At 40.5% G+C, this 23838-nt stretch carries 28 protein-coding genes, 1 tRNA gene and 3 pseudogenes; 10 read left to right on the forward strand and 22 right to left on the reverse strand.

Features of this window, described 5'->3' with window-relative positions; translation table 11 throughout:
- The first annotated feature begins 84 nt into the window (after positions 1-84).
- Positions 85-1368, forward strand: a complete 1284-nt coding sequence (locus HT718_RS06875) for a solute carrier family 23 protein (protein ID WP_173267978.1) — start codon at positions 85-87, stop codon at positions 1366-1368.
- A 104-nt stretch (positions 1369-1472) separates the two neighbouring features.
- Here HT718_RS06875 and ffh read toward each other — a convergent pair whose 3' ends face one another.
- The 3 genes from ffh to HT718_RS06890 form a co-directional block, all read right to left on the reverse strand.
- On the reverse strand, positions 1473-3044 hold the full coding sequence (ffh, locus tag HT718_RS06880) for a signal recognition particle protein (RefSeq protein WP_000863622.1): 1572 nt from the start codon (positions 3042-3044) through the stop codon (positions 1473-1475).
- 11 nt (positions 3045-3055) lie between these two features.
- The gene (locus tag HT718_RS06885) at positions 3056-3388 is read right to left on the reverse strand and encodes a putative DNA-binding protein (RefSeq protein WP_000402066.1); all 333 of its coding nucleotides are present in this window, start codon (positions 3386-3388) and stop codon (positions 3056-3058) included.
- Positions 3389-3478: 90 nt separating this feature from the next.
- Entirely contained in the window at positions 3479-3856 is a 378-nt protein-coding gene (locus tag HT718_RS06890) for a DUF1934 family protein (RefSeq protein ID WP_173267979.1), read from the reverse strand.
- 71 nt (positions 3857-3927) lie between these two features.
- Here HT718_RS06890 and HT718_RS06895 point away from each other — a divergent pair, with 71 nt between their 5' ends.
- Both HT718_RS06895 and yidA read left to right on the forward strand, forming a co-directional pair.
- Entirely contained in the window at positions 3928-5232 is a 1305-nt protein-coding gene (locus HT718_RS06895; protein ID WP_173267980.1) for an HD domain-containing protein, read from the forward strand.
- Between the two features lie 12 nt (positions 5233-5244).
- Complete coding sequence (gene yidA / locus HT718_RS06900; protein WP_173267981.1) at positions 5245-6051, forward strand: sugar-phosphatase; 807 nt, start codon at positions 5245-5247, stop codon at positions 6049-6051.
- Between the two features lie 50 nt (positions 6052-6101).
- Here yidA and HT718_RS06905 read toward each other — a convergent pair.
- The 6 genes from HT718_RS06905 to HT718_RS06930 form a co-directional block, all read right to left on the reverse strand.
- Positions 6102-6173, reverse strand: a tRNA-Arg gene (locus HT718_RS06905).
- A gap of 42 nt (positions 6174-6215) precedes the next feature.
- Positions 6216-6563, reverse strand: coding sequence for a 50S ribosomal protein L19 (rplS, locus tag HT718_RS06910; RefSeq protein WP_001068669.1), 348 nt, complete (start codon positions 6561-6563; stop codon positions 6216-6218).
- A gap of 118 nt (positions 6564-6681) precedes the next feature.
- Complete coding sequence (gene crcB / locus HT718_RS06915) at positions 6682-7011, reverse strand: fluoride efflux transporter CrcB (protein WP_173267982.1); 330 nt, start codon at positions 7009-7011, stop codon at positions 6682-6684.
- On the reverse strand, positions 7005-7379 hold the full coding sequence (gene crcB, locus HT718_RS06920) for a fluoride efflux transporter CrcB (protein ID WP_173267983.1): 375 nt from the start codon (positions 7377-7379) through the stop codon (positions 7005-7007). Before crcB (HT718_RS06920) ends, crcB (HT718_RS06915) begins: the two co-directional genes overlap by 7 nt.
- A complete protein-coding gene (locus tag HT718_RS06925; protein ID WP_173267984.1) occupies positions 7376-7642 on the reverse strand; it encodes a chorismate mutase in 267 nt (88 codons plus the stop codon). The genes crcB (HT718_RS06920) and HT718_RS06925 overlap by 4 nt, the downstream gene beginning before the upstream one ends.
- A gap of 115 nt (positions 7643-7757) precedes the next feature.
- Positions 7758-8201, reverse strand: a complete 444-nt coding sequence (locus tag HT718_RS06930; protein ID WP_001162128.1) for a flavodoxin — start codon at positions 8199-8201, stop codon at positions 7758-7760.
- Between the two features lie 103 nt (positions 8202-8304).
- Between HT718_RS06930 and HT718_RS06935 the strand changes: the two genes are divergently transcribed.
- From HT718_RS06935 to HT718_RS06950, 4 genes are all read left to right on the forward strand, one after another.
- The gene (locus HT718_RS06935; protein ID WP_173267985.1) at positions 8305-9240 is read left to right on the forward strand and encodes a bifunctional oligoribonuclease/PAP phosphatase NrnA; all 936 of its coding nucleotides are present in this window, start codon (positions 8305-8307) and stop codon (positions 9238-9240) included.
- A 95-nt stretch (positions 9241-9335) separates the two neighbouring features.
- Positions 9336-9578, forward strand: a complete 243-nt coding sequence (locus tag HT718_RS06940; RefSeq protein ID WP_000710764.1) for a type B 50S ribosomal protein L31 — start codon at positions 9336-9338, stop codon at positions 9576-9578.
- Positions 9579-9765: 187 nt separating this feature from the next.
- Complete coding sequence (locus tag HT718_RS06945; protein ID WP_049534391.1) at positions 9766-10050, forward strand: type II toxin-antitoxin system RelB/DinJ family antitoxin; 285 nt, start codon at positions 9766-9768, stop codon at positions 10048-10050.
- Positions 10040-10399 (forward strand): type II toxin-antitoxin system RelE/ParE family toxin, encoded by a 360-nt coding sequence (locus HT718_RS06950; RefSeq protein ID WP_173267986.1) that lies wholly within the window; start codon positions 10040-10042, stop codon positions 10397-10399. Before HT718_RS06945 ends, HT718_RS06950 begins: the two co-directional genes overlap by 11 nt.
- 135 nt (positions 10400-10534) lie before the next feature.
- Here HT718_RS06950 and tatA read toward each other — a convergent pair whose 3' ends face one another.
- From tatA to efeO, 5 genes are read right to left on the reverse strand one after another with little or no spacing between them, the layout of a single operon-like run.
- Positions 10535-10705, reverse strand: a complete 171-nt coding sequence (gene tatA / locus HT718_RS06955; RefSeq protein WP_000512113.1) for a twin-arginine translocase TatA/TatE family subunit — start codon at positions 10703-10705, stop codon at positions 10535-10537.
- A complete protein-coding gene (gene tatC, locus HT718_RS06960) occupies positions 10689-11420 on the reverse strand; it encodes a twin-arginine translocase subunit TatC (RefSeq protein WP_173267987.1) in 732 nt (243 codons plus the stop codon). Before tatC ends, tatA begins: the two co-directional genes overlap by 17 nt.
- Positions 11421-13109: an FTR1 family protein gene (locus HT718_RS06965; protein WP_173267988.1), complete on the reverse strand. Its 1689-nt coding sequence runs from the start codon at positions 13107-13109 to the stop codon at positions 11421-11423. It lies immediately after the preceding gene.
- Complete coding sequence (gene efeB, locus HT718_RS06970; RefSeq protein WP_173267989.1) at positions 13084-14298, reverse strand: iron uptake transporter deferrochelatase/peroxidase subunit; 1215 nt, start codon at positions 14296-14298, stop codon at positions 13084-13086. The genes HT718_RS06965 and efeB overlap by 26 nt, the downstream gene beginning before the upstream one ends.
- A gap of 5 nt (positions 14299-14303) precedes the next feature.
- Positions 14304-15176 (reverse strand): iron uptake system protein EfeO, encoded by an 873-nt coding sequence (efeO, locus tag HT718_RS06975; protein WP_061087863.1) that lies wholly within the window; start codon positions 15174-15176, stop codon positions 14304-14306.
- 184 nt (positions 15177-15360) lie between these two features.
- Here efeO and HT718_RS06980 point away from each other — a divergent pair, with 184 nt between their 5' ends.
- From HT718_RS06980 to HT718_RS09625, 3 genes and pseudogenes are all read left to right on the forward strand, one after another.
- Positions 15361-15660, forward strand: coding sequence for a YbaB/EbfC family nucleoid-associated protein (locus HT718_RS06980; RefSeq protein ID WP_049540415.1), 300 nt, complete (start codon positions 15361-15363; stop codon positions 15658-15660).
- A 396-nt stretch (positions 15661-16056) separates the two neighbouring features.
- A pseudogene (locus tag HT718_RS09620) lies at positions 16057-16219 on the forward strand (ISL3 family transposase); the annotation flags it as partial.
- Positions 16220-16380: 161 nt separating this feature from the next.
- Positions 16381-16602 (forward strand): annotated as a pseudogene (locus HT718_RS09625) (hypothetical protein); the annotation flags it as partial.
- Here HT718_RS09625 and gla read toward each other — a convergent pair.
- From gla to HT718_RS07015, 8 genes and pseudogenes are all read right to left on the reverse strand, one after another.
- Positions 16593-17498 carry an aquaglyceroporin Gla gene (gene gla, locus HT718_RS06985; protein WP_173267990.1) on the reverse strand — a complete coding sequence of 302 codons (906 nt, stop codon included), beginning with the start codon at positions 17496-17498 and terminating at the stop codon, positions 16593-16595. The pseudogene HT718_RS09625 and the gene gla sit on opposite strands and share 10 nt — an antisense overlap.
- 117 nt (positions 17499-17615) lie before the next feature.
- Positions 17616-17967, reverse strand: a pseudogene (locus HT718_RS09630) (IS5/IS1182 family transposase); the annotation flags it as partial.
- A 312-nt stretch (positions 17968-18279) separates the two neighbouring features.
- Positions 18280-19692 carry a Fe-S cluster assembly protein SufB gene (gene sufB / locus HT718_RS06990; RefSeq protein WP_000797046.1) on the reverse strand — a complete coding sequence of 471 codons (1413 nt, stop codon included), beginning with the start codon at positions 19690-19692 and terminating at the stop codon, positions 18280-18282.
- A gap of 57 nt (positions 19693-19749) precedes the next feature.
- Positions 19750-20190 (reverse strand): Fe-S cluster assembly sulfur transfer protein SufU, encoded by a 441-nt coding sequence (sufU, locus tag HT718_RS06995; RefSeq protein ID WP_049540418.1) that lies wholly within the window; start codon positions 20188-20190, stop codon positions 19750-19752.
- Positions 20177-21403 carry a cysteine desulfurase gene (locus HT718_RS07000; RefSeq protein WP_173267991.1) on the reverse strand — a complete coding sequence of 409 codons (1227 nt, stop codon included), beginning with the start codon at positions 21401-21403 and terminating at the stop codon, positions 20177-20179. Before HT718_RS07000 ends, sufU begins: the two co-directional genes overlap by 14 nt.
- A 10-nt stretch (positions 21404-21413) precedes the next feature.
- On the reverse strand, positions 21414-22676 hold the full coding sequence (gene sufD, locus HT718_RS07005) for a Fe-S cluster assembly protein SufD (RefSeq protein WP_173267992.1): 1263 nt from the start codon (positions 22674-22676) through the stop codon (positions 21414-21416).
- Between the two features lie 27 nt (positions 22677-22703).
- Positions 22704-23474: a Fe-S cluster assembly ATPase SufC gene (gene sufC, locus HT718_RS07010; protein WP_000114489.1), complete on the reverse strand. Its 771-nt coding sequence runs from the start codon at positions 23472-23474 to the stop codon at positions 22704-22706.
- 150 nt (positions 23475-23624) lie between these two features.
- Positions 23625-23819 (reverse strand): DUF3272 domain-containing protein, encoded by a 195-nt coding sequence (locus HT718_RS07015; RefSeq protein WP_125453016.1) that lies wholly within the window; start codon positions 23817-23819, stop codon positions 23625-23627.
- Between the last annotated feature and the right edge of the window lie 19 nt (positions 23820-23838).

Genomic DNA, 23838 nt, shown 5'->3' on the forward strand with positions numbered 1-23838 from the left:
TCTAGATTTTAAAGAAGTCTTACTCTGAGGGCCTATTGCTGTAAAATAATGGGCTCTTTTTTGATGCCCAAAAGTGAGGTTTATATGAAACAAGAATCAACTGTTGATTTGTTACTAGACGTTGACCAACGTCCTTCGGCTGGAAAAGGAATTCTCCTTAGTTTCCAACACGTTTTCGCCATGTTTGGGGCGACTATCTTGGTACCATTGATTTTGGGAATGCCTGTATCTGTTGCCCTTTTTGCTTCAGGTGTTGGAACACTCATCTACATGATTTCAACTGGTTTTAGAGTTCCAGTTTATCTAGGTTCTTCATTTGCCTTTATCACAGCTATGTCACTGGCTATGAAAGAAATGGGTGGTGATGTATCTGCTGCCCAAACAGGGGTTATCTTGACTGGTTTGGTCTACGTCCTTGTTGCTGCTGGTGTTCGTTTCGCAGGCACAAAATGGATTGATAAACTCTTACCACCAATCATTATCGGACCTATGATCATCGTTATCGGTCTTGGACTTGCAGGTTCAGCAGTTACTAACGCTGGTCTTGTAGCGGACGGAAATTGGAAAAATGCTCTTGTAGCGGTTGTTACTTTCTTGATTGCTGCCTTTATCAATACAAAAGGAAAAGGCTTCCTACGAATCATTCCGTTCCTCTTTGCCATTATCGGTGGTTACCTCTTCGCTCTAGCTCTTGGGCTAGTTGACTTTACACCAGTTCTTAAAGCTGACTGGTTTGAAATTCCTGGTTTCTACTTGCCATTTAGCACTGGTGGTGCCTTTAAAGAGTACAATCTTTACTTTGGTCCAGAAACTATTGCCATCTTGCCAATCGCTATCGTAACAATTTCTGAACATATCGGAGACCATACTGTTTTGGGTCAAATCTGTGGTCGTCAATTCTTGAAAGAACCAGGCCTTCACCATACACTTCTTGGTGACGGTATCGCAACTTCTGTTTCTGCCTTCCTTGGTGGACCAGCCAATACAACTTATGGAGAAAACACAGGGGTTATCGGTATGACTCGTATCGCTTCTGTCTCAGTTATCCGTAACGCAGCCTTCATCGCGATTGCCCTTAGCTTCCTTGGTAAATTCACTGCCTTGATTTCAACTATTCCAAACGCTGTACTTGGTGGTATGTCAATCCTTCTCTATGGTGTTATCGCCAGCAACGGTTTGAAAGTCTTGATCAAAGAACGTGTTGATTTCGGTCAAATGCGTAATCTCATCATAGCAAGTGCTATGTTGGTTCTTGGACTTGGAGGAGCTATCCTTAAACTCGGTCCAGTTACCCTTTCAGGAACTGCCCTATCAGCTATGACAGGAATCATCTTGAATTTGATCTTGCCATACGAAAATAAAGACTAAGAGTCTAAACACATCAAATCCACTCAGACAACTGAGTGGATTTTTTTAATATTAAAATAAAAAATTCTTTCCAAAAAAGGAAAGCCCTGTGACCTTCCTTTGTTTTACTTACGTTTCTTCTTAGCTTTCTTCATTTTATTCGCCATGCGTTTCATAGACTGTTTCATGGCAAATTCACCGATTTTACCTTTAAGTCCGCCACCAAACATCTGGCTCATATCTGGCATTCCTGCTCCTCCGAGAGCTGACAAGTCAGGCATACCACCTTGTCCCATCATGCCTTCAAGGGCAGACATATCCATTCCTCCCATATTTGGCATATTTTTAGGAAGATTGTTTGGATTGATTCCCATCTGCTTCATCATCTTGTTCATATCACCAGACATAACACCTTGCATGAGTTGTTTAGCCTGGTTAAAGTCCTTGATGAATTTATTAACTTCGACAAAGGTATTTCCAGAACCAGCAGCGATACGACGGCGACGGCTTGGATTTAACAAATCTGGATTTTCACGCTCTTCAGGCGTCATAGAGGATACGATGGCGCGTTTGCGAGCGATCTGACGCTCATCCACCTTCATGTTTTGAAGTGCTGGATTATTGGCCATACCTGGAATCATCTTGAGCAAGTCTTCCATTGGACCCATGTTTTGCACCTGATCCAACTGATCGATGAAATCATTGAAATCAAAGGTGTTTTCACGCATCTTCTCAGCCATTTCAAGGGCTTTTTGCTCATCGTATTCTTGAGAAGCTTTCTCAATCAAAGTGAGCATATCCCCCATGCCAAGGATACGGCTAGACATACGGTCTGGGTGGAAGGTTTCAATGTCCGTAATCTTTTCACCTGTACCAGTGAACTTGATTGGTTTACCAGTAATGTGACGAACAGATAGAGCCGCACCACCACGAGTATCCCCATCAATCTTAGTAAGGATCACCCCAGTGACTTCTAACTGAGCATTGAACTCACGCGCTACATTAGCCGCTTCCTGACCAATCATGGCATCAACGACAAGCAGGATTTCATTTGGCTGAGCCAAGGCTTTCACATCGCGAAGCTCATTCATCAAAAGCTCATCAATCTGCAAACGCCCTGCCGTATCAATCAAGACATAGTCGTTGTGATTGGCTTGGGCTTGTTCCAAACCTTGACGAACAATCTCAACAGCTGGAACTTCTGTTCCAAGTGCAAAGACAGGAACATCAATCTGTTGCCCCAAGGTCTTAAGCTGATCAATGGCAGCAGGACGATAAATATCCGCCGCAATCATCAAAGGACGGGCATTTTCTTCCTTCTTGAGTTTGTTGGCCAATTTACCTGCAAAGGTTGTTTTACCAGCCCCCTGCAAACCGACCATCATGATGATTGTAGGAATCTTAGGAGACTTGATAATCTCAGCCGTATCAGAACCTAGAACGGCTGTCAGTTCCTCATCAACGATTTTGATAATCTGTTGCGCTGGATTAAGGGTATCAATGACCTCATGTCCGACTGCACGCTCACGAACTTTCTTAATAAAGTCCTTCACAACTGGTAAAGCAACGTCAGCCTCAAGCAAGGCCAAGCGAATCTCTTTGGTTGCCTCTTGGACATCAGATTCAGAGATTTTTCCTTTTTTACGTAGATTTTTAAAGACGTTCTGCAAACGTTCTGTTAAACTTTCAAATGCCATTTTTCTTCCTCTTATTCTCTATTATCAATGCTTGTTAAAATTTCTATCTGCTCCTGCAGAAAGTCATCCTTGGGATAGCGCTCTAAAATCTGGTCAAAAATTTGACTACGGACAATGTAGTCCGAGTACATGTGCAATTTCATCTCATAATCTTCCAGAATCTTTTCTGTCCGTTTGATATTATCATAGACAGCCTGACGACTGACACCAAACTCCTCAGCAATCTCAGCAAGGCTATAATCATCAGCGTAGTAGAGCTCTATGTAGTTCATTTGCTTGTCTGTCAAAAGCGCTGCATAAAATTCAAAGAGCGCATTCATACGATTGGTTTTTTCGATTTCCATAACTTTTATTATACCAAAAATTAGCCTAATCTACCACATTAGGAAGCCAATCCAAGAAGATAGCTAGCTAAAATTTGAAAAACCAAGAGACTAGCCCCAAGTAATTTCCAATTGATAGCTGGCAAAGGGATGTCCCTCTTGGTTTTGTAGTTGATAGTCTAAATAAATCTTTTGTCCATCCACTTGGTAGCGATTCGTTTGGATAATAAACTCCTGCATGCCCATGGGTGTAGGAATATAGGCTAAACTATCGCTATCCTTTAGAAAGCGCATAATGGTCTTGGGATTGGAAAATCGACTCATCACAAGTTCTTGACCATGAAATTTAATCACCACTTTTTCCTTTTCCTCATTATAAAAAAGCAGGTAGCTATAATCTCCTTTTTCATGCACTTCCACGTCATAAAGCTGGTCAATCACTTCCAACTGCTCATCAAACTGAATCGTATTTCGCATCCGAATCTTCACATCAGGTCCTCTTTCTTGTCTCTTGTCCTACTATTTTACCAAAAACTCTAGCTTTTTGCTATAATGGTCATATGAACGAAAAAGTATTCCGTGACCCAGTTCACAACTACATCCATGTCAATAACCAAATAATCTATGACTTGATTAATACAAAAGAATTTCAGCGTTTGCGTCGTATCAAGCAACTAGGAACTTCCAGTTATACCTTCCACGGCGGGGAACACAGTCGCTTCTCTCACTGTCTAGGAGTCTATGAGATTGCTCGACGCATCACGGAGATTTTTGAAGAAAAATATCCTGAAGAATGGAATCCTGCTGAGTCTCTCTTGACCATGACCGCTGCCCTCCTACATGACCTTGGGCATGGTGCCTACTCCCATACTTTTGAACATCTCTTTGATACAGACCATGAGGCGATTACTCAAGAGATTATTCAAAGTCCTGAGACAGAGATTCACCAAGTCCTGCTACAAGTAGCGCCTGACTTTCCAAAAAAGGTAGCCAGTGTCATAGACCATACCTACCCTAACAAGCAGGTTGTGCAACTCATTTCTAGTCAGATTGATGCGGACCGTATGGACTATCTCTTGCGCGACTCCTATTTTACAGGAGCATCCTATGGAGAATTTGACCTGACTCGCATCCTCCGAGTCATTCGTCCTATCGAAAATGGTATCGCCTTTCAGCGCAATGGCATGCACGCCATCGAAGACTACGTCCTCAGTCGCTACCAGATGTACATGCAGGTTTATTTCCACCCAGCAACACGCGCCATGGAAGTTCTCCTACAGAATCTCCTCAAACGCGCCAAGGAACTCTATCCTAAAAACAAAGATTTCTTTGCACGAACTTCTCCACATCTCCTGCCTTTCTTTGAAAAAAATGTGACCTTGTCTGATTATCTAGCTCTGGATGATGGTGTGATGAATACCTACTTCCAACTCTGGATGACCAGTCCTGATAAGATTCTTGCAGACCTGTCGCAACGCTTTGTCAACCGCAAGGTCTTTAAATCCATTACCTTTTCACAAGAAGACCAAGACCAACTCGCTAGCATGAGAAAATTGGTTGAGGACATCGGCTTTGATACCGACTACTACACTGCCATTCATAAGAACTTCGACCTCCCTTATGATATCTATCGTCCCGAATCTGAAAATCCGCGGACACAGATTGAGATTTTACAAAAAAATGGAGAACTGGCCGAACTCTCTAGCCTGTCTCCTATCGTCCAATCCCTTGCTGGAAGTCGCCACGGAGATAATCGTTTTTATTTCCCAAAAGAAATGTTAGACCAAAACAGCATCTTCGCAAGCATTACCCAGCAATTTTTACACTTGATTGAGAACGATCATTTTACCCCAAATAAAAACTAGAAGAGGAAATTTATGAGTATTAAACTAATCGCCGTCGATATTGACGGAACCCTTGTTAACAGCCAAAAGGAAATCACTCCTGAAGTCTTTTCTGCCATCCAAGATGCCAAAGAAGCTGGTGTCAAAGTCGTGATTGCAACTGGCCGCCCTATCGCAGGTGTTGCCAAACTTCTGGACGATCTGCAGTTGAGAGATGAAGGTGACTATGTCGTGACCTTCAACGGTGCCCTTGTCCAAGAAACTGCTACTGGCCATGAGATTATCAGCGAATCCTTGACCTATGAGGATTATCTGGATATGGAATTTCTCAGTCGTAAACTCGGTGTCCACATGCATGCCATTACCAAGGATGGTATCTATACTGCCAATCGCAATATCGGAAAATACACAGTTCACGAATCAACCCTCGTCAGCATGCCTATCTTCTACCGCACACCTGAAGAAATGGCTGGCAAGGAAATCGTCAAGTGTATGTTTATCGATGAACCAGAAATTCTCGATGCTGCGATTGAAAAAATTCCAGTCGAATTTTACGAACGCTACTCCATCAACAAATCAGCTCCCTTCTACCTCGAACTCCTTAAAAAGAATGTAGACAAGGGCTCAGCTATTACCCACCTAGCTGAAAGACTAGGACTGACCAAAGATGAAACCATGGCTATCGGAGACGAAGAAAATGACCGTGCCATGCTGAAAGTCGTTGGAAACCCCGTTGTCATGGAAAACGGAAATCCAGAACTCAAAAAAATCGCCAAATACATCACCAAAACAAATGACGAATCCGGCGTAGCCCATGCCATCCATACATGGGTACTGTAAAAGTGAAAAACGAAAACCGCTCGGCTGAGCGGTTTTTCATATCTAATTACTGCCCCCTGCAGGAATCGAACCTGCAACTACTCCTTAGGAGGGAGTTGTTATATCCATTGAACTAAGGGAGCTAGATAAAAACTCTGCTGAAAAAGCAGAGTTTTTTAGTCGAATTAACGACGGATTTCTTTGATACGAGCTGCTTTACCTTGAAGAGCACGCAAGTAGTACAATTTCGCACGACGTACTTTACCGTAACGTACAACTTCGATTTTTTCAACACGTGGAGTGTGGATTGGGAAGATACGCTCAACACCTACACCGTTAGAGATTTTACGAACTGTGTAGTTTTCTGAGATACCAGCACCTTTACGTGCGATAACAACACCTTCAAAAATCTGGATACGTTCACGGTTACCTTCGACAACTTTCGCGTGTACACGAACAGTGTCACCAGGACGGAATGATGGGATATCTGTACGAAGTTGACCTTCAGTCAAGCTTTGGATTAATGGATTCATTTTATTCTCCTATCTTTGTCAATCTTGAGGAACCTTCCTCAGCGGATAAACTGTATTTTTGTGCGTCCATTACACACAAGATACAGTTTACCAAATTTCTACAAAAAAGTAAAGAAATTTATAGCAAAATTCCTAAAAAAATCGCAACTAAACCACCTAAGTAGCTCAAAGTCAGGTAAGAATAAAAGACCTTCTTATCACTTAGCAATCTTTGAAGTTCGTCATTCAAGGTCGAAAAAGTTGTCAAACCTCCACAAAATCCAGTTGCCAAAATAGCATAGACTTCTTTAGACTCCACATGATTGTAGAATAAGCCAATCAAAAAACAACCGAGAAGATTAGCTATAAGCGTTCCCAAGGGCAATTTAGAAGCTTGATTATAGCGGGAAAAGAAATACCGTACTAGGGCTCCGAAACCACAAGCAATTGCAAGATAAATGATTACCATTTCTTCCTCCCCAAATAGTAAGCCAAAAGCAGGCCTCCACCGATGCTCAAAAGCAAATACAGAACTAAACTAAGATAACGCCCGGTATCAAGCAGTTTCACAGCATCAAGCATTAGACTCGAAAAGGTTGTTAAACCTCCACAAAAACCCGTTCCCAGTGCTAAAACCAAGCCCTTACTAGTCCCCTTATAGACCAGATAGCCCTTGACAAGATAAACCAAGCAGAAAATTCCCAGATAGTTGACAAAGAGAGTGCCCCAAGGGAAACCTGGACTGGCTGGTAACCAAGTAGAAACCAGGTAACGGACAAGCCCACCCACCATGGCAGCTAGAAAAATTCCTAGCGGATAAAATTGTTCTTTTTTCATTTGATATTTTGATCCTGATAATCACGCGAACGTTTGAGTATGTCCGAAAAAGTCGCGACAATAGTCTCCTGATAACGCTTGTCCTCTACACGATTTCTGACCTTTCCAAAAATAACTGCTTCTCTCTTGGTATCTAAAATCGGTTTCCCTGAAGCCTTCTTGTAAGCGACAACCCCTTCAACCAAGTGCATTCGTTCTTCTAGCAGTTTGACAATTTGGTCATCGATTTGATCAATTTCTTTCCGAATAATATCTAAATCCATACAATCTCCTCCTTTATTTGAATTATTGTATCAAAAAGCCACTAAATAGGCTAGTAAAATCCTAACTCACGATAAGAAAAATGCACTGATTGATTGCATCAGCGCACGTTTATGCTTATCCTACTTTAGCAGCCAATTCTTCTGCGAATTGTTCCAAGCGTTCAATGTCTTCTTCTTCGGCAGAAAGATCAACTTTGACACACTCTGAACCTTTTTCTGCCCCTGTTGAAACAAAGACACGATCAAAGTCATCAACAGCCTTACAGAATTCATCGTAGAAGGTATCACCTGAGCCGACCACTCCGTAGATTTTACCATTCAAGTTGAGGTCTGCTAGGTCTTCGTAGAAGTCCATCATCTCATCTGGCAATTCTCCATCACCATAAGTATAGGTCGCAACGATAGCGATGTCTGCCTCCAAGAAGTCGGAAGCGTCAACAGTTGTACATTCATCAACATCGACATCCAAGCCCAAGTCACGTAATTTGTCTGCTACAATATCTGCAATTTCTTCGGTATTACCGGTCATACTGGCAAATACAATTTTTGCTAATGCCATATCGTCCTCCTCAATTTATCTTTCTCCATTATATCACATCTTTTTCATTTTAAAAATAAAAATTCTTGTGCTACAATGAAATGAGAAAGAATTGAGGTTATTTATGGATATTTGCCATCATATTTTAGCAAAAATTAAAGAATACGATACGATTATCATTCATCGTCATATGAAACCAGACCCTGATGCCTTGGGAAGTCAAGTGGGATTGAAAGCCTTGCTGGAACATCATTTCCCAGAAAAAACCATCAAAGCCGTTGGTTTTGATGAACCAACTCTTACTTGGATGGCTGAAATGGATCTTGTTCAAGATAGTGCCTACCAAGGTGCCCTTGTCATCGTCTGTGATACGGCGAATACTGCTCGTATCGATGATAAGCGCTATAGTCAAGGTGATTTTCTCATTAAAATTGACCACCATCCAAATGATGATGTATACGGTGACCTATCTTGGGTGGATACTGGTTCAAGTAGCGCTAGTGAGATGATTACCCTATTTGCCCAAACAACCCAACTGGCCTTGTCAGATCGCGCTGCTGAGTTGCTCTTTGCAGGAATTATTGGTGATACAGGTCGCTTCCTCTACCCTTCTACCACTGCACGGACTCTTCGCCTTGCTGCTTATTTGAGAGAACATAACTTTGACTTTGCGGCTCTCACCCGCAAAATGGACACTATGAGCTATAAAATTGCTAAACTTCAAGGCTACATCTACGACCATCTGGAAGTGGATGAAAATGGTGCAGCGCGAGTTATCCTGAGTCAAGAAGTCTTGAAACAATTCAATGTTACCGATGCTGAAACTGCAGCCATTGTCGGTGCACCTGGACGCATTGACAGTGTCAGTCTCTGGGGAATTTTTGTGGAACAGGCTGATGGCCACTACCGTGTTCGCTTACGCAGTAAAATCCATCCTATCAATGAAATTGCCAAAGAACATGATGGAGGAGGCCACCCTCTAGCAAGTGGTGCCAATTCCTATAGCCAAGAGGAAAACGAAATCATCTACCAAAAGTTAAAAAACTTGCTTAAAAACTGATAAAATACTTGCCAAACTTTTCAGAATCTGATAGACTAGTATAGTAACAATCTATGGCTCGCAAAGAGACCATGGCAGAAAGGAAATATTGCAAAATGAAAAAAGATATCCATCCAGAATATCGCCCAGTTGTCTTCATGGACACAACTACTGGTTACCAATTCCTTAGCGGTTCAACAAAACGCTCTAACGAAACAGTTGAGTTCGAAGGCGAAACTTACCCATTGATCCGTGTGGAAATTTCATCAGACTCACACCCATTCTACACTGGACGTCAAAAGTTCACTCAAGCAGATGGACGCGTGGATCGTTTCAACAAAAAATACGGTCTCAAATAATGATAAAAAGAACAGTTTCAGCTGTTCTTTTTTTCTTGAAATTAACTGCTGTTTTCATATTCCAGACTCAAAAAAACTTTGCACTCTCGATAGCCACGCGATGGTTTTCAGAGTACAAAGTTTTCGCTTGCTTAAAAAGTATTAAAGATATATACTAGCTATATATAGTATAGATTGGAGATATACCATGACTACATCACTTACTAAGCAATACAATTTTAAAATCAATGAGTCATCAATGGAACAAGCTAGAGCTATCATTAAGGAAAAAGGAATGACCATGACTGATGCTATTAGTCTTTTTATTGAGCAAATTGTTCTCGAACAGGATTTGCCAATAAAAACCACAGAAGATTTACATCGTGAGCGATTGATTCAAGAACTACAAGCCCAATCTGAACGCGCCTTAAGAGAATACGAATCCGGACAAGGAACTTCCCTAGACAATATGAGGCTACGATATGGCTTATAAAGTGATTCTATATACTGAAGTGAGTCAGGCAATTGACAGTATTCATGACTACATTACTACTGTTCTTTTATCACCTCAGTCTGCTAAAAATACTGTGGCCAAAATTCTAGACGGCTTAAAAAGTTTAGAAACCTTTCCTGAAGCTGGTTTTGATGCAGATGAAAAAATAGGACTAAAAATCAACAGTAAGTACCCAACAAGAGGAAAAATTATCGGGCAATATATCTTGCTTTACTTTATCGATCAAACCCAAAGAACTGTTTTTCTTTCCCACTTATTCCACACCAAAAGTGACTATGTTACCTTGCTACAAAGCAAAAATAACAAAAACTCAAAATCATCATTTTAATGTCCACTGCTCTTAATCATACTTTATATTCATAAAGAATACAGTCCTCATTTTAACTAAAAAATCAAAAAACTTTGCACTCTAGCTAGCCACACGATGCTTTCTAGAGTACAAAGTTTTTTAATTAGACCAGATTTACTCTTCTTTATCTTGATTTTCAGTTCCTTTAACTGCTTTTTTAAATTCGGATAGCATTTTACCAATTGATTCGCCTAGTTCAGGCAATCGTTTTGGTCCGAAGATTAAGAGAGCTCCTAAAACGATAATAATCAATCCTGGTGCTCCGATATCACGTAAGATTCCCATTTCTCGCTCCTTTCTGCTTGCGTTTCATAATGTGTTTGCTGATAGCAATACTCAATTCATAGAGTAAAATCAAGGGGGCAGTCATTGCCAAATCACTAACAAAGTCGGCTGGTGTCAAGATGACTGCAAGTACCAATAAGATAAAATAAGCATATCGGCGATAAGCGGTCAATAATTCTGGTCCAATGAGTCCAATCGACGTCAAAAAGGCAATGATAACTGGCAATTCAAAAATCAGAGCCAAGGGCAAGGTCGTTTGAAAAACAAAGGACAGATAATTTTGAGCTGTTAACTGCGTTTCAAATAGACCTTCTCCCAACCCTAATAAAACCTGAAGTAAGGCTGGTGTTACAAAGTAAAAACCAAAAGCCAGTCCAACTAGAAAACAAAGGAAACTAGCTGGAATATAAGCAAAAACGGCTCTAGCTTCTTCCTTCTTTAGTCCCGGTTTGATGAAAGACCAAATATGATACACCGTGTAAGGTAATGTGATGGTAAAAGCCATCAGACTAGCCAAACGAATATAAATCCATAAAATATCATTTGGTCCTAAAACAATCAACTTTTGCTGAAAAGATTGGGTCACATACTGGTAAATTTGATCTACAAAAAGCAGTGAAACACAGAATACCAAAAAGAAACAAATGACCACTGCCAATAATCTCTTTCTAAATTCTACCAGATGTTCAACGATTGTCAATTCTTTTCTATCCATCTATTTTTCACCCTGTCTGAAAGTGACAATCAAGACAATAACGACAAAGAGTAACTGGCTGGCCAATCCTTCCCAACTTGGGTAAATTCCAAGCAGATCTATAGTTGGAAATCCTGTTAACAAGTGATTTGGTGCCATATTAGTCAACTGAAGAGCATGGATACTAACTCCCAGCATCTTGAATGCCAAAGCATAAATCATCCAAGTTAGGATAAAGAAGACCTTATGAGGTAAGAAGAACTGACTGGCCTTGTTCATCATAAGGGCAATAATTACCAGAACCAGCAAGGCAAGTGAAATGCCCAAGACAAATTCAAAGTTGGAAATTCTTGGTAAAATTCCGACATAAAAGAGAATGGTTTCTGCTCCCTCACGGAAAACAGCTAGGAAACTAAGGGCAAACATGGAAATGAAGGAACCTGTTTTGGTCACTGTTTCCATTTGCGACTCCATAAAAGCATTCCATTTTTTGACTGAGGATTTGCTGTGGAGCCAGATTCCAATCAAAATCATCATAGCTACTGCAAAAATTCCCACTGCTCCTTCGATAATTTCACGATTGGAGCCTGATGTTACTGCTGGAAAGGCAATTTGCAGGATGAAAGCAATGACCAGACTGCCCATGATTCCAGTTATAGCACCACCATAAACCCACTTGAGTCCTTTACGCATCTTGGCTGCTTTCAAGGTTGTAACCAAGGCCATAACAATTAAGAGAGCCTCTACACCTTCTCTCAAGAGAATGAGCATGGCATCAAAGGCATTGTAACGTGCGCTAGTATCAATCTGTGATAAATCTGCAATCAGTTTTTCTAATTTTTCTTGGTAGTCCTTCTCACTTCCCTTGACCATAATCACAGGGCTTTCGCTTTCCACTCGTGTATAGAGGGAAGGATTAGTCGTGCTGACAGAACCCTCAATCGTTGGCCAGATAGTGATGAATTCCTTCATACTAGCTGCTCCTGATGCGTGGTCACCAGCTTGGAATTGTTCCAAAGCCTTCTTCAAGAGGGCAATACCATCTTTAAGGCTTAAATCAGAAGATGCTTCTGCGACTTCTTTTCCAGTTACAAAATCATCAATAGCCTTTTTTAAGTCCTCAAAGGAAGTCTGAATCGAGTTAAAATCTGTAGGTTCGGTTTCCATGCTACTACGCAGAAAGGAGATAGCTGTTTCAACACGTCCATAATGGGCCGTACTATTGTCACGAACCACACTTTCATTGATAGTCCAAGTGGAATTCATTTTTTTAAAAGCCTCTCGGACCTTTTCCAAATCTTTGGAGGCAATGGCTTGTTCCAAGGCTTCAAAACGAGGACTTAGACGGTTGACCAATTTTTCTTTCTCCGCATCTAAGTCAACAGGATTTTGTTCTTTTTCAAAGGCTAATAAGGCTGAAGAAAGTTGGGTGAGTTTGTCTTCAGTAATCTCGCCTGACTGGGATAACTTTTCCTTGACGACTTTACCAGCCTCAGAATTGCTGTCTTCTATTCTTTCGAAGTCTGTTGCCATCTCTTTAACGAGATTCTGTGCTTCAGACTGATTGCCATTTTTGACCACTTTAGAAGCATCTGTGATTTTTACAAAGTAAGAACTCAAGCTTTCTTGGGCAACCACTGGTGAAAAGATTAAAAATGACAGGGCTAAAACCAATAACCAGCTTCTAGCCTTCCAATAATTTCTGACCAACGTAGCCTCCTTTCTCCACACCACCAAAGCAAGCAAAGAGTCCACTACCGATGTGAGTAATGTATTCATTCATCTTATCTGTAGCACCTAGATTGGTTTGAACCTTAACAAAGTTATCTGGATCCTTCTGGAAAGAAATGAAGAGCAAACCCGTATCGAACTGGCCAGTCTTTTCATCAATCCCATCAGAGTAAGAATAAGAACGACGCAAAAGTGGCTTGTCCACTTCCTTAGCCAAACGAACATGCGAATCATCAGGTAAGAGACTCAAATCCACTTCATCAAACTCATTTTTCTTACCGAAGGGGGCACCACTTTCCTTATATCGTCCAAAAGTATTTTCCTGTTCTTCAAGACTAGTGCGATCCCAGGTCTCTAAAAACATCTGAATCCGACGAACTGCCATATATGATCCATTTTCCATCCAGTCCTTACTATCAGCCCAGATAACGCGGTCAAAGTCTTGCTCCTTGGTTGGATTTGCTGTGCCATCCTTAAAACCAAAGAGGTTACGCGGTGTCTCCATTCGATCCCCGATGGCTGCAAAACCAGACTGACTCCAACGAAGAGTAACGGCATTTCTCCCCTTACGGATGAGGTTGCGAATCGCATGAAAGGCAACCTGCTCATCATCTGCACAGGCCTGGATGACAATATCTCCACCAGTATATTTGTCACGCAATTGCTCTTTAGGGAATGGCGGTAAATCTCTGAACACTTGAGGACGCTTGTTTTCTAAGTTCATCTTTTTCAAGAAACTTGCAGACACACCAAAAGTCAGGGTCAAACGATGCGGGTTAAGCCCGACTGTTTCCCCAGTATCGCTAGGAGGCAAGAGAGTATTCTGGCCGTCTTTTTTGACCAATTCTCCCTCTACCAATTTGCCACTATAATCCGTCCAATCCTTGAACAACTGGATAATCTTATCCTTATCCGTCGTATGCAAGTCCAAGACAACAAAATAGATATTTTTTTGCATGGGCGTACTAATCCCAGCTTGATGCTTGCCATAAAAAGCAATTTTTTCATTACCATACGAGATTTTTTCCTGAGTTCCTAGCTTAGGTGCGAAAAAAGCAGAAGCACCAGAGAGTCCTAGCGCTAAACCAGCCCCTCCAATGCCTGCTTTTTTTAGAAATTCTCGACGGTCCATTTTCTTCTCAAAAAACTTTTCGTCTTTTTCAGTCATGACTCTTATTCTCCACTAAGAAATTTACCCATTTGTGATAGAGGTTCACCAAGTTTTGTCACAGCTTCTGACAATTCTTTGGTATCTTCTTTTGTCAAATCAGTATAGAGTTTATAGTGTTCCTTGTCTGTCATGTGTTTGTCCAGCAAACTATTAACAGACTTGAAATCTGCTTCCAATTCTTTAACTAGGTTAGCGTCTGATTTTTCAAGTAAAGGTTTAAAGAGTTGGAAAATCTTCTCAGCTCCCTCGATATTGGCACGGAAGTCATACAAGTCTGTATGAGAATAAATTTCCTCTTCACCTGTAATCTTACTTGTCGCTACTTCATTAAGCAAGTCAACTGCCCCAGTCAACATAACCTTGTAATCCACATCTACAGTTGCAATCTTGGCCTTCAATTCCTTGATATCATTGACCAACTGATCGCCATAGCTTTCAGTTCCTTTAGTTGTATTGTCTTCCCAAAGGATACGCTCAATACGGTGGAAACCTGACCAACCTTCTTCTGTCTTGTTTTCGTCCATATAGTCTGCCAAACGGAAGTCAATCTTGACATCTGACTCACCAAAACTCTCAGCAATCGGTTCTGAACGCTCATAAGACATACGAATCAGTGGATAAACCTTCTTGGCTTCTTCTAACTTTCCTTCTTTCAACAGTTTGACAAAGCCTTCCGTATCTGTCAACAGTTTATCAATTTGCTCTTGCACAAAAGTCTTATAGTCAGCTGTGGCCTTATCAAGCATTTTTTGCTTGTCTTCAGACAAGGCTGTCACCTTAGAGGAATCACTTGTGTTGCTTTGCTTAGATTGATTATTAGCACAAGCAGTCAATAGCAAGGCTGAAGATAAAAGGACAAAACCTAGTTTTTTCATTGTATACTCCTATTGGTTCAGGCTCCCTGAATTAATTTTACGTTTCATTATATCATGTTTTCACTCATTTTTCAATAAATTTTCAGACAATTTAATGTTTTAAATTTAAACTAATATTAGACTTTTAACCTCAAAATTGATAAAATAGGAAAGAAAATAAGATAAAAGGAAACAGTAAATCACCATGATGAACATGCAAAATATGATGCGTCAAGCACAGAAACTTCAAAAACAAATGGAACAAAGCCAAGCAGAACTTGCTGCTATGCAATTTGTTGGCAAATCTGCTCAAGATCTTGTCCAAGCGACCTTAACTGGCGATAAGAAAGTTGTCAGCATTGACTTCAATCCAGCTGTCATTGACCCAGAAGACCTTGAAACACTTTCAGATATGACTGTTCAAGCTATCAACTCTGCTCTTGAACAAATCGATGAAACTACCAAGAAAAAACTAGGTGCTTTCGCCGGGAAATTGCCATTCTAATAAAAAAGGCTCTATAATATTTATAGTGGGTAAATCCCTTATAGATATTATGGAGCCTATTTTGATGTAGAAAAAATCCCATAAAATCTATAATGAAAAGCAATCAAACAATCATTAGAAAGAATCCTATGGAACAATTACATTTTATCACAACTGCTTGATATTGAAAACTTTTTTTCTCATACTAAGTCCTAAACGCTAAAATCATTCTTAATCCTTTTTACCATTTGTTATTATATTCCTAAATTCCGGCTAAAACAGTCCACCAGACTATTCTACTTCAATACTTAAGGCAAGTTGTAAGTCATGCCAAACCATGAAGCAACTTAATCAAAGATTTCATGAGTACATGATCATCAACCCCTACTAACAGCACAGCAGTAAACTATTGTATCGCCTACTTTTTGTATGCGCTTAACTACTAAAGAGATTATAGAGACACTCTTGAGTTACTAAAAAGAATTAAAGCACCACTATAATCTCTTACATTTTTACTTCTAAAGTAAGGTTTTGCGTACTCATTGAGAAGAATCTAGAGCTAGTTCTTCCTCGCTTTCAGGCTGGGTCTAGGATAAAAGTCTAACATTAAATATAAAAAGCGAACAAAATGAGTTATCTGACACTCAGAATTCTGTCTTGTTCGCTTTTTTGGCTAATCTATCGATTTTAAAAATTTATAATAAAGAATTCCTAAAATCAAAATCTTTTTGTCCCAGCCTCATAATCACCGCCCTTCAATTACCTTGTTTCAACATAAAATTAGGAGAGAATAATAATCTTATCCAATGCAATACCTTTGATTTTCGAAACTTTGACAACTTCAAAAAACAGATTTTTACAATTCGCAATATCAAAAAAGAAAGGACAAAATTTGCCCTTTCTAGATCTTATCTTTGCTTCAATCCATTACAATGGATAGAGAACTCAATTTCTTATAGGTAAAGGAATTTGAAAACAGCTACTGCTGCAATTGCTGCTGCGATAGGTGCTACTACTGGTACCCAAGAATACCACCATTTTGAATCACCTTTGTGCTCACCAAGAACTGATTTTGGAAGGAAAGCATGAAGGAGACGTGGACCAAAGTCACGGGCTGGGTTCAAGGCAGGTCCTGTAGGTCCACCAAGTGACGTTACCAAGGCCATAACGAGAAAACCAAGTGCCAAGTGAGCAATTCCAAGACCTGATGTCATAAATGGTGCTACTTGTTCTTTAGCTTGATCAAGTGCTGCTGTTACTTGTTCTTGAGGAATGGTTTGACCTTGAGTAGTTGCTTGAGCAACTTGAGAATTGATAGCCGCTTGCGCTTTTGACACTAGTTCAGCACCAAAGAAGTTTTTAGTTAAACCAAGCGCTGCAAAGAAAAGGACAAATGAACCAACAAACTCGTTTACAAAACCATTAACAGTTGCTGCAAAGCGTGATTCTTTTGAACCATTATCCAAACTTGAAATTGTTGAGAAAGTACCCAAGATGTTGTTTGGATTTTCAGTTTTCAAGTAGTATGGGCGATGTGTTGCCACAACCAAGGCTTGGCCAAAGATAGCACCCAAAACTTGTGCGATGATATAAGGCGCAACTTGTGCCCAAGGGAATAGACCGCTGACTGCAAGTCCAAGAGTGAAGGCTGGGTTGATGTGGTTTCCAGATACGTTACCAAACATCAAGGCAGGAATCATAACCCCCATACCATAACCAACAGCGATAACGATCCAGCCACTTTGGTGACCTTTCGTACCTTTAAGTTCAACGTTGGCAACTGCACCATTTCCAAGAATGATCAAAAGAGCAGTGGCCAAAAATTCAGTGGCATATTTAATTGCCCATGTGAAATCCATTTGATAGATTCTCCTTAAAATTTTTTAGACAATCATTATTCTATCAATTTTTACATCTTTTAGCAACTACTTTCCTGAAAGATTATGACAGAAAACGATTCCAAATCTTATAAACTAATCTTTGTTTTCAATATATTCCCAATTCATTAGGTTATCTGTGCTAGTCTGATGCTTTTAAGTCAATTCCTTCTGATACATGGTATAGGGAATAAGCAGTATCTTTCACCATTCACAAATAAAAACATAGTTTTATTCGCTACCATAACCTGCATCGAGCACGATATATTAAAATCAGTGTGAAGCATGCTTAAGTTTGAATGGTTTGGAAGAAGAACTTCAAAGTGTGAATGTCTGTTAGATTTTGAAAGATATCAAAATAAAGGACATACTTGCCATTAGTAGGAACTTGAACATTATATCCTGCCTTGAACTGACTATTTTATATATTGTCTTACTTCGTCCTCACAAAAATATAGTTTATTGAAACTAGAATAGTGCACTATGACTACTAAAAGATTTTTAGAAATTCATTTATCTTCCTAATAGATTTGTTTATATATTATTTCAATATATTGTATACTGAAAGTAAAAAGCGGTTAGAAAAACTCTATTTCATGAGAAAACGCAACAAACCTTCCTACAATAAAACGCATAATATCAAGTTTTTTGAACTGCACCTGATATCATGCGTTTTCTGTTCTTAAAATATTTTTTCTCAGTCTCTTTTTGTTACAAGTTCATCTTCAAAGTCCTTGATTTTGAGTAAACCTAGAATCAAATTTTACCCAACTGACCCTTCCATTTCATAGCTAATCAAGCGGTTCAGCTCAACGGCGTATTCCATTGGAAGTTCTTTAGTGAAGGGCTCTACAAATCCCATAACGATCATCTCAGTAGCTTCAGATTCTGACAAACCACGACTCATGAGGTAGTATAGTTGTTCTTCTGAAATCTTAGATACCTTGGCTTCGTGCTCTAATGCAACTTGCGAGTTGTGAATTTCATTAAATGGAATGGTATCTGACGCTGATAAGTCATCCATGATAATGGTATCACACTCTATGTGAGAAACAGATTTCTTAGAGTTTTTGTTAAAGGTTACTTGTCCACGATAGTCCACCTTTCCTCCGCCTTTAGCGATGGATTTAGAAACGATAGACGAGCTTGTATGTGGGGCGTTGTGGATCATCTTGGCACCTGTGTCTTGGTGTTGCCCAGCATTGGCAAAGGCAATCGAAAGCATAGTTCCACGCGCACCTTCTCCATCAAGGTAAACAGATGGGTATTTCATGGTTGTTTTGGCACCTAAGTTTCCATCAATCCACTCAACAGTCGCATCTTTCAAAGCTTTAGCACGTTTGGTTACCAAGTTATAAACGTTATCAGACCAGTTTTGGATGGTTGTATAACGCATGTAAGCCCCGTCCAAGGCAAAGATTTCTACGATGGCAGCATGCAAGCTGTTGCTTGAATAAGTTGGCGCCGTACATCCTTCTACATAGTGGACGCTTGCTCCCTCATCAACGATAATCAAGGTACGTTCAAACTGACCAGTATTTTCATTGTTGATCCGGAAGTAAGTTTGAAGTGGAATATCCACTTTAACTCCTTTTGGTACATAGATAAAGGTTCCACCTGACCATACTGCTGAATTGAGGGCTGCTAACTTGTTATCTGTTGGTGGTACAAGCTTAGCGAAGTATTGTTTAAACAAGTCTGGGTATTCTTTGAGAGCAGAATCTGTATCTGTAAAGATAATTCCTAACTTCTCAAATTCTTCCTTCATGTTATGGTAAACCACTTCTGACTCATATTGGGCAGAAGCCCCTGCTAGATAGGCACGTTCAGCTTCTGGAATACCGATACGTTCAAAGGTTTCTTTGATTTTTTCAGGAACGTCATCCCAAGAACGAGCTGGTTTGTCAGATGGTTTTTGATAGTAAATCAAGTCATCAAAGTCAATCTCTGACAAGTCCGCTCCCCAAGTTTGCATAGGCATTTTTTTGAAGGTTTCATAAGACTTCAAACGGAATTCTAGCATCCACTCAGGTTCTCCCTTAGCAGCTGATAATTCGCGAATGACATCTTCATTCAATCCTTTTCCTGTCGATAGGACAGGCTCTACATCGTCATGGAAACCAAATTTATATTCACCAAGATCAATTGGTTTTGGTTCTACTCTTTCTTCAGCCATAATATCCTTTCTTTCATTCTTCATTTCTACTAATTCATAGTACAAAAGAAACTTGTCTTACTGTTTTTCTTGATTTTCAATTGTTTTCTTAAGGGCATTCCAAGCTAGGGTTGCACACTTAATCCGTTGCGGGAATTTAGCAACACCTGACAAGAAGGCTGCATCGCCAAGTTGATCTTGGCGTTCATCTTTTTGCCCTTGAACCATTTCAGAAAAAATAGTCGCTAGTTCTAAGATTTCTTGCTTGGTTTTTCCTAAAACGGCATCTGTCATCATACTAGCAGAGGCAGTCGAGATGGTACAACCTGAGTTTAGAAAAGCGATATCTTCCAAACGTTCCTCTGCATCAAACTTGACAGATAGGTTGATGACATCGCCACAGGTTGGATTGTTGAGACTGATTTGTTCAGCGTCATCCAGCTTCCCTTGATGGTGTGGATTTTTCGAATGGTCCGCTACCACTGCCATATAAAGGCTATCTAGTTTAGAAAGTGCCATTGAAAAACTCCTTTGTCTTTTGTAGGGCATCGACCAACTTGTCGCAATCTGCCTTGGTATTGTAGATATAAAAACTTGCACGAGCTGTTGCTGGAACTTCCAAATATTGGAGCAAGGGTTGTGCACAATGGTGACCCGCACGAACTGCTACTCCTTCATAATCAAGTGCTGTTGCAAGGTCATGCGGATGAAGGCCGCCTAGGTTAAAAGCAATGACACCTGAACGTTGAGCCAAGTCCTGTGAACCGTAAATGGTCAATCCATCGATTGCCTGCAATTTTGGAAATACGTATGCAATCAATTCTTGTTCATGATCTTCAATCGCATCCATACCAATCTTTTCCAGATACTCCACTGCAGCAGCAAATCCAATAGCGCCTGCCATATTAGGAGTTCCAGCCTCAAATTTCCAAGGCAATTCCTTCCAACTAGCAGTTTGCTCATAGACGAAATCAATCATCTCGCCGCCAAATTCTACTGGTGACATTTGTTCCAGATACTTTTCTTTCCCATAAAGGACACCGATACCAGTCGGACCAGCCATCTTGTGACCTGAGAAGGCAAAGAAGTCCACATCCAAGTCCTGAACATCAATCTTCATATGGGGCGTAGACTGAGCGCCATCCACCACCATGATAGCCCCAACTTGGTGGGCTAATTGAGTAATTTCTTTGATTGGATTAACCACACCCAGAACATTTGAGGCGTGAGCTAGCGAAACAAACTTGACCTTATCAGTCAATTTAGCTCGTAAGTCATCCATATCCAAGGATCCATCCTTGAGATAGACATAAACCAGCTCTGCCCCAGTCTTACGGCAGGCTTCCTGCCAAGGAATGATATTAGAATGGTGTTCCATGACAGAAATCAAGACCTGGTCTCTCTCAGTCAAGACTTCCTCTGCAAAGCGTGCCACCCAGTTAAGACTAGTTGTCGTTCCTCTAGTAAAAAGAACTTCCTTTGTAGACCCTGCATTGATAAACTTGCGAATGGTTTCACGAGCGGCTTCATAAGAAGCTGTTGCCCGTTCTGCCAAGGTATGGACACCACGGTGAACATTGGCGTTATCCTGTTCATAATAGCGATTAATCTTCTCCAGAACTGCTTGTGGTTTTTGTGTCGTCGCAGCATTGTCCAAATAGACCAATGGTTCATCATTGACAATCTGGTCTAAAATTGGAAAATCCTTGCGAATCGCTTCTACATCTAACATAGGCTACCCCTTAGCGTTTTGACAATTTTTCTTCGATAGTCGCAATCATTTCATCACGAACTTCCTTGACTGGAATCTCCACGATAACAGATCCTAGGAAACCACGGACAACTAAACGTTCTGCTGTTGCCTTGTCCAAACCACGGCTCATGAGGTAGTACATGTCTTCTGGATCTACCTGACCGATAGAAGCAGCGTGTCCTGCAGTAACGTCATTTTCGTCAATCAAAAGGATTGGATTGGCATCTGAACGTGCTTGGTCTGAAAGCATGAGAACACGGCTCTCTTGTTGGGCATCTGCTCCCTTGGCACCCTTGATGATGTGGCCAATCCCATTGAAGGTCAAGGTTGCTTTTTCAAGAATAACCCCATGTTGGAGGATATTTCCGATTGAGTTGCAACCATAGTTGGTTACACGAGTATCAATGCCTTGCACCTGACGACCACTTGAAAGAGCTACAACTTTAAGGTCAGCATGGCTACCGTTACCAATCAAGTCACTATCAAAGTCAGCTACGACGTTTCCTTCGTTCATGACACCAATCGCCCAGTCAATACTTGCATCGTTGCCTAATTTACCACGACGGCTAATGTAGGCAGTGACATTTTCTCCTAGACGGTCAATAGCTGCAAACTTCACTTGAGCACCAGAACGTGCAATCACTTCAACAGTGATGTTAGCAGTCGCTTTGGCACTTCCTTCACCGCGTGACTCTAGACGTTCAAGGTAGCTAATCTTAGAATTTTTACCAGCGATAATCATAATATGCTTGTTAAACGGCACATCGCTATCACTATCTTGGTAGAAAATACCTTCGATTGGTTCAGCAATTTCAACATTATCAGGAATATAGAGAACAGCACCACTATTGAAATAAGCTGTATGGTAGGCTGCTAATTTATCATCGTCATACTTAACAGATGACATGAAGAATTCTTCTACGAGTTCTGGAATTTCTTCTAAAGCTGAATGGAAGTCTGTAAATACAACTCCTTGTTCAGCCAACTCAACTGGAATTTGTTCAAAAACTGTTTGAGTTCCTACTTGCACCAACTTCAAGTGATTATCTAGAGCTGTGAAATCTGGAACATTTGCTGACGGCTCGCTTTCTGTAATCGTTCCATCACCCAGATTCCAACGGTGGAATTTAACACGCTCAATAACTGGTAATTCTAGGCTCTCAATCTTATCAAAAGCTTTTTGACGGAGGTGTGCCAACCAGCTTGGTTCAGCGTGCATTTCTGAAAAAAGTTTAATATTTTCTTTAGTCATTTACTTCTCCTAAAAGATACGATGGAATTACAATTCTTCCTTGTAGTCGTAACCAAGTTCTTCAGCTAGTTTTGCGTATCCTTCACGTTCCAAACGCGCAGCCAATTCTGGACCACCAGAAAGGACAACACGACCTTCCATCATCACGTGTACCACATCTGGTGTGATGTAGTTCAAAAGACGTTGGTAGTGAGTGATAATCATAGCACCGAAACCTTCACCACGCATGGCATTAACACCTTTCGATACAACTTTAAGAGCGTCAATATCAAGACCTGAATCAATCTCGTCCAAAAGGGCAAATGTTGGTTCCAACATCAAAAGCTGAAGAATTTCATTACGTTTTTTCTCACCACCAGAGAAACCTTCGTTGAGGTAACGCTCAGCCATTTCTTCTTTCATGTTAAGCAATTCCATCTTCTCATCCAATTTAGTGATAAACTCACGAACTGAAATCTTTTCATCGTCTTCTTTACCAGCATTCATAGCTGCACGAAGAAACTCAGCGTTAGTAATACCAGGAATTTCTGATGGGTATTGCATAGCAAGGAAAAGCCCCATACGCGCACGCTCGTCTACTTCCAACTCAAGGATGTTTACGCCATCAAACAAGACCTCACCTTTTGTGACTTCATAGTTGGGGTTCCCCATAATAGCAGCTGAAAGAGTAGACTTACCTGTACCATTTGGTCCCATGATAGCGGCGATTTCCCCTGTTTTCAGGGTCAGGTTAACCCCTTTTAAAATTTCTTTTCCTTCAATCTCAACGTGAAGATCTTTGATCTCTAATACTGACATGATAGTTCCTTTCTTTTTCAAGGCCTTTACAGTACTTACTAGAAACATTCTTAATTTCCCTAGAAAATACGGTAAAAGGTCAATAAATATACTTTTATAGTATAACAAAAAAAAGCCTAAAAGGCTTTGATTTTGTCTAGAAGCTGAGGACTAGTCTTTTCCTTTCAAATGCTGGTCAATGACATCTACAATTTTGCCCATCAAGTAACTAACTCGGAAATTTCTAAAGAGCAAAATGGCCCAAAAGGCTGCCATAATATAGCGACCAGTCATCCAGGCTTCATTAAAAAAATAGGTCTCAACAGCTGTAAACAGCGCAATGATAATAAATTGTTGTCTATTCATAAGCTTATTGTATCATGAA

Source organism: Streptococcus sp. 714 (assembly GCF_013277115.1).
Classification (GTDB): Bacteria; Bacillota; Bacilli; order Lactobacillales; family Streptococcaceae; genus Streptococcus.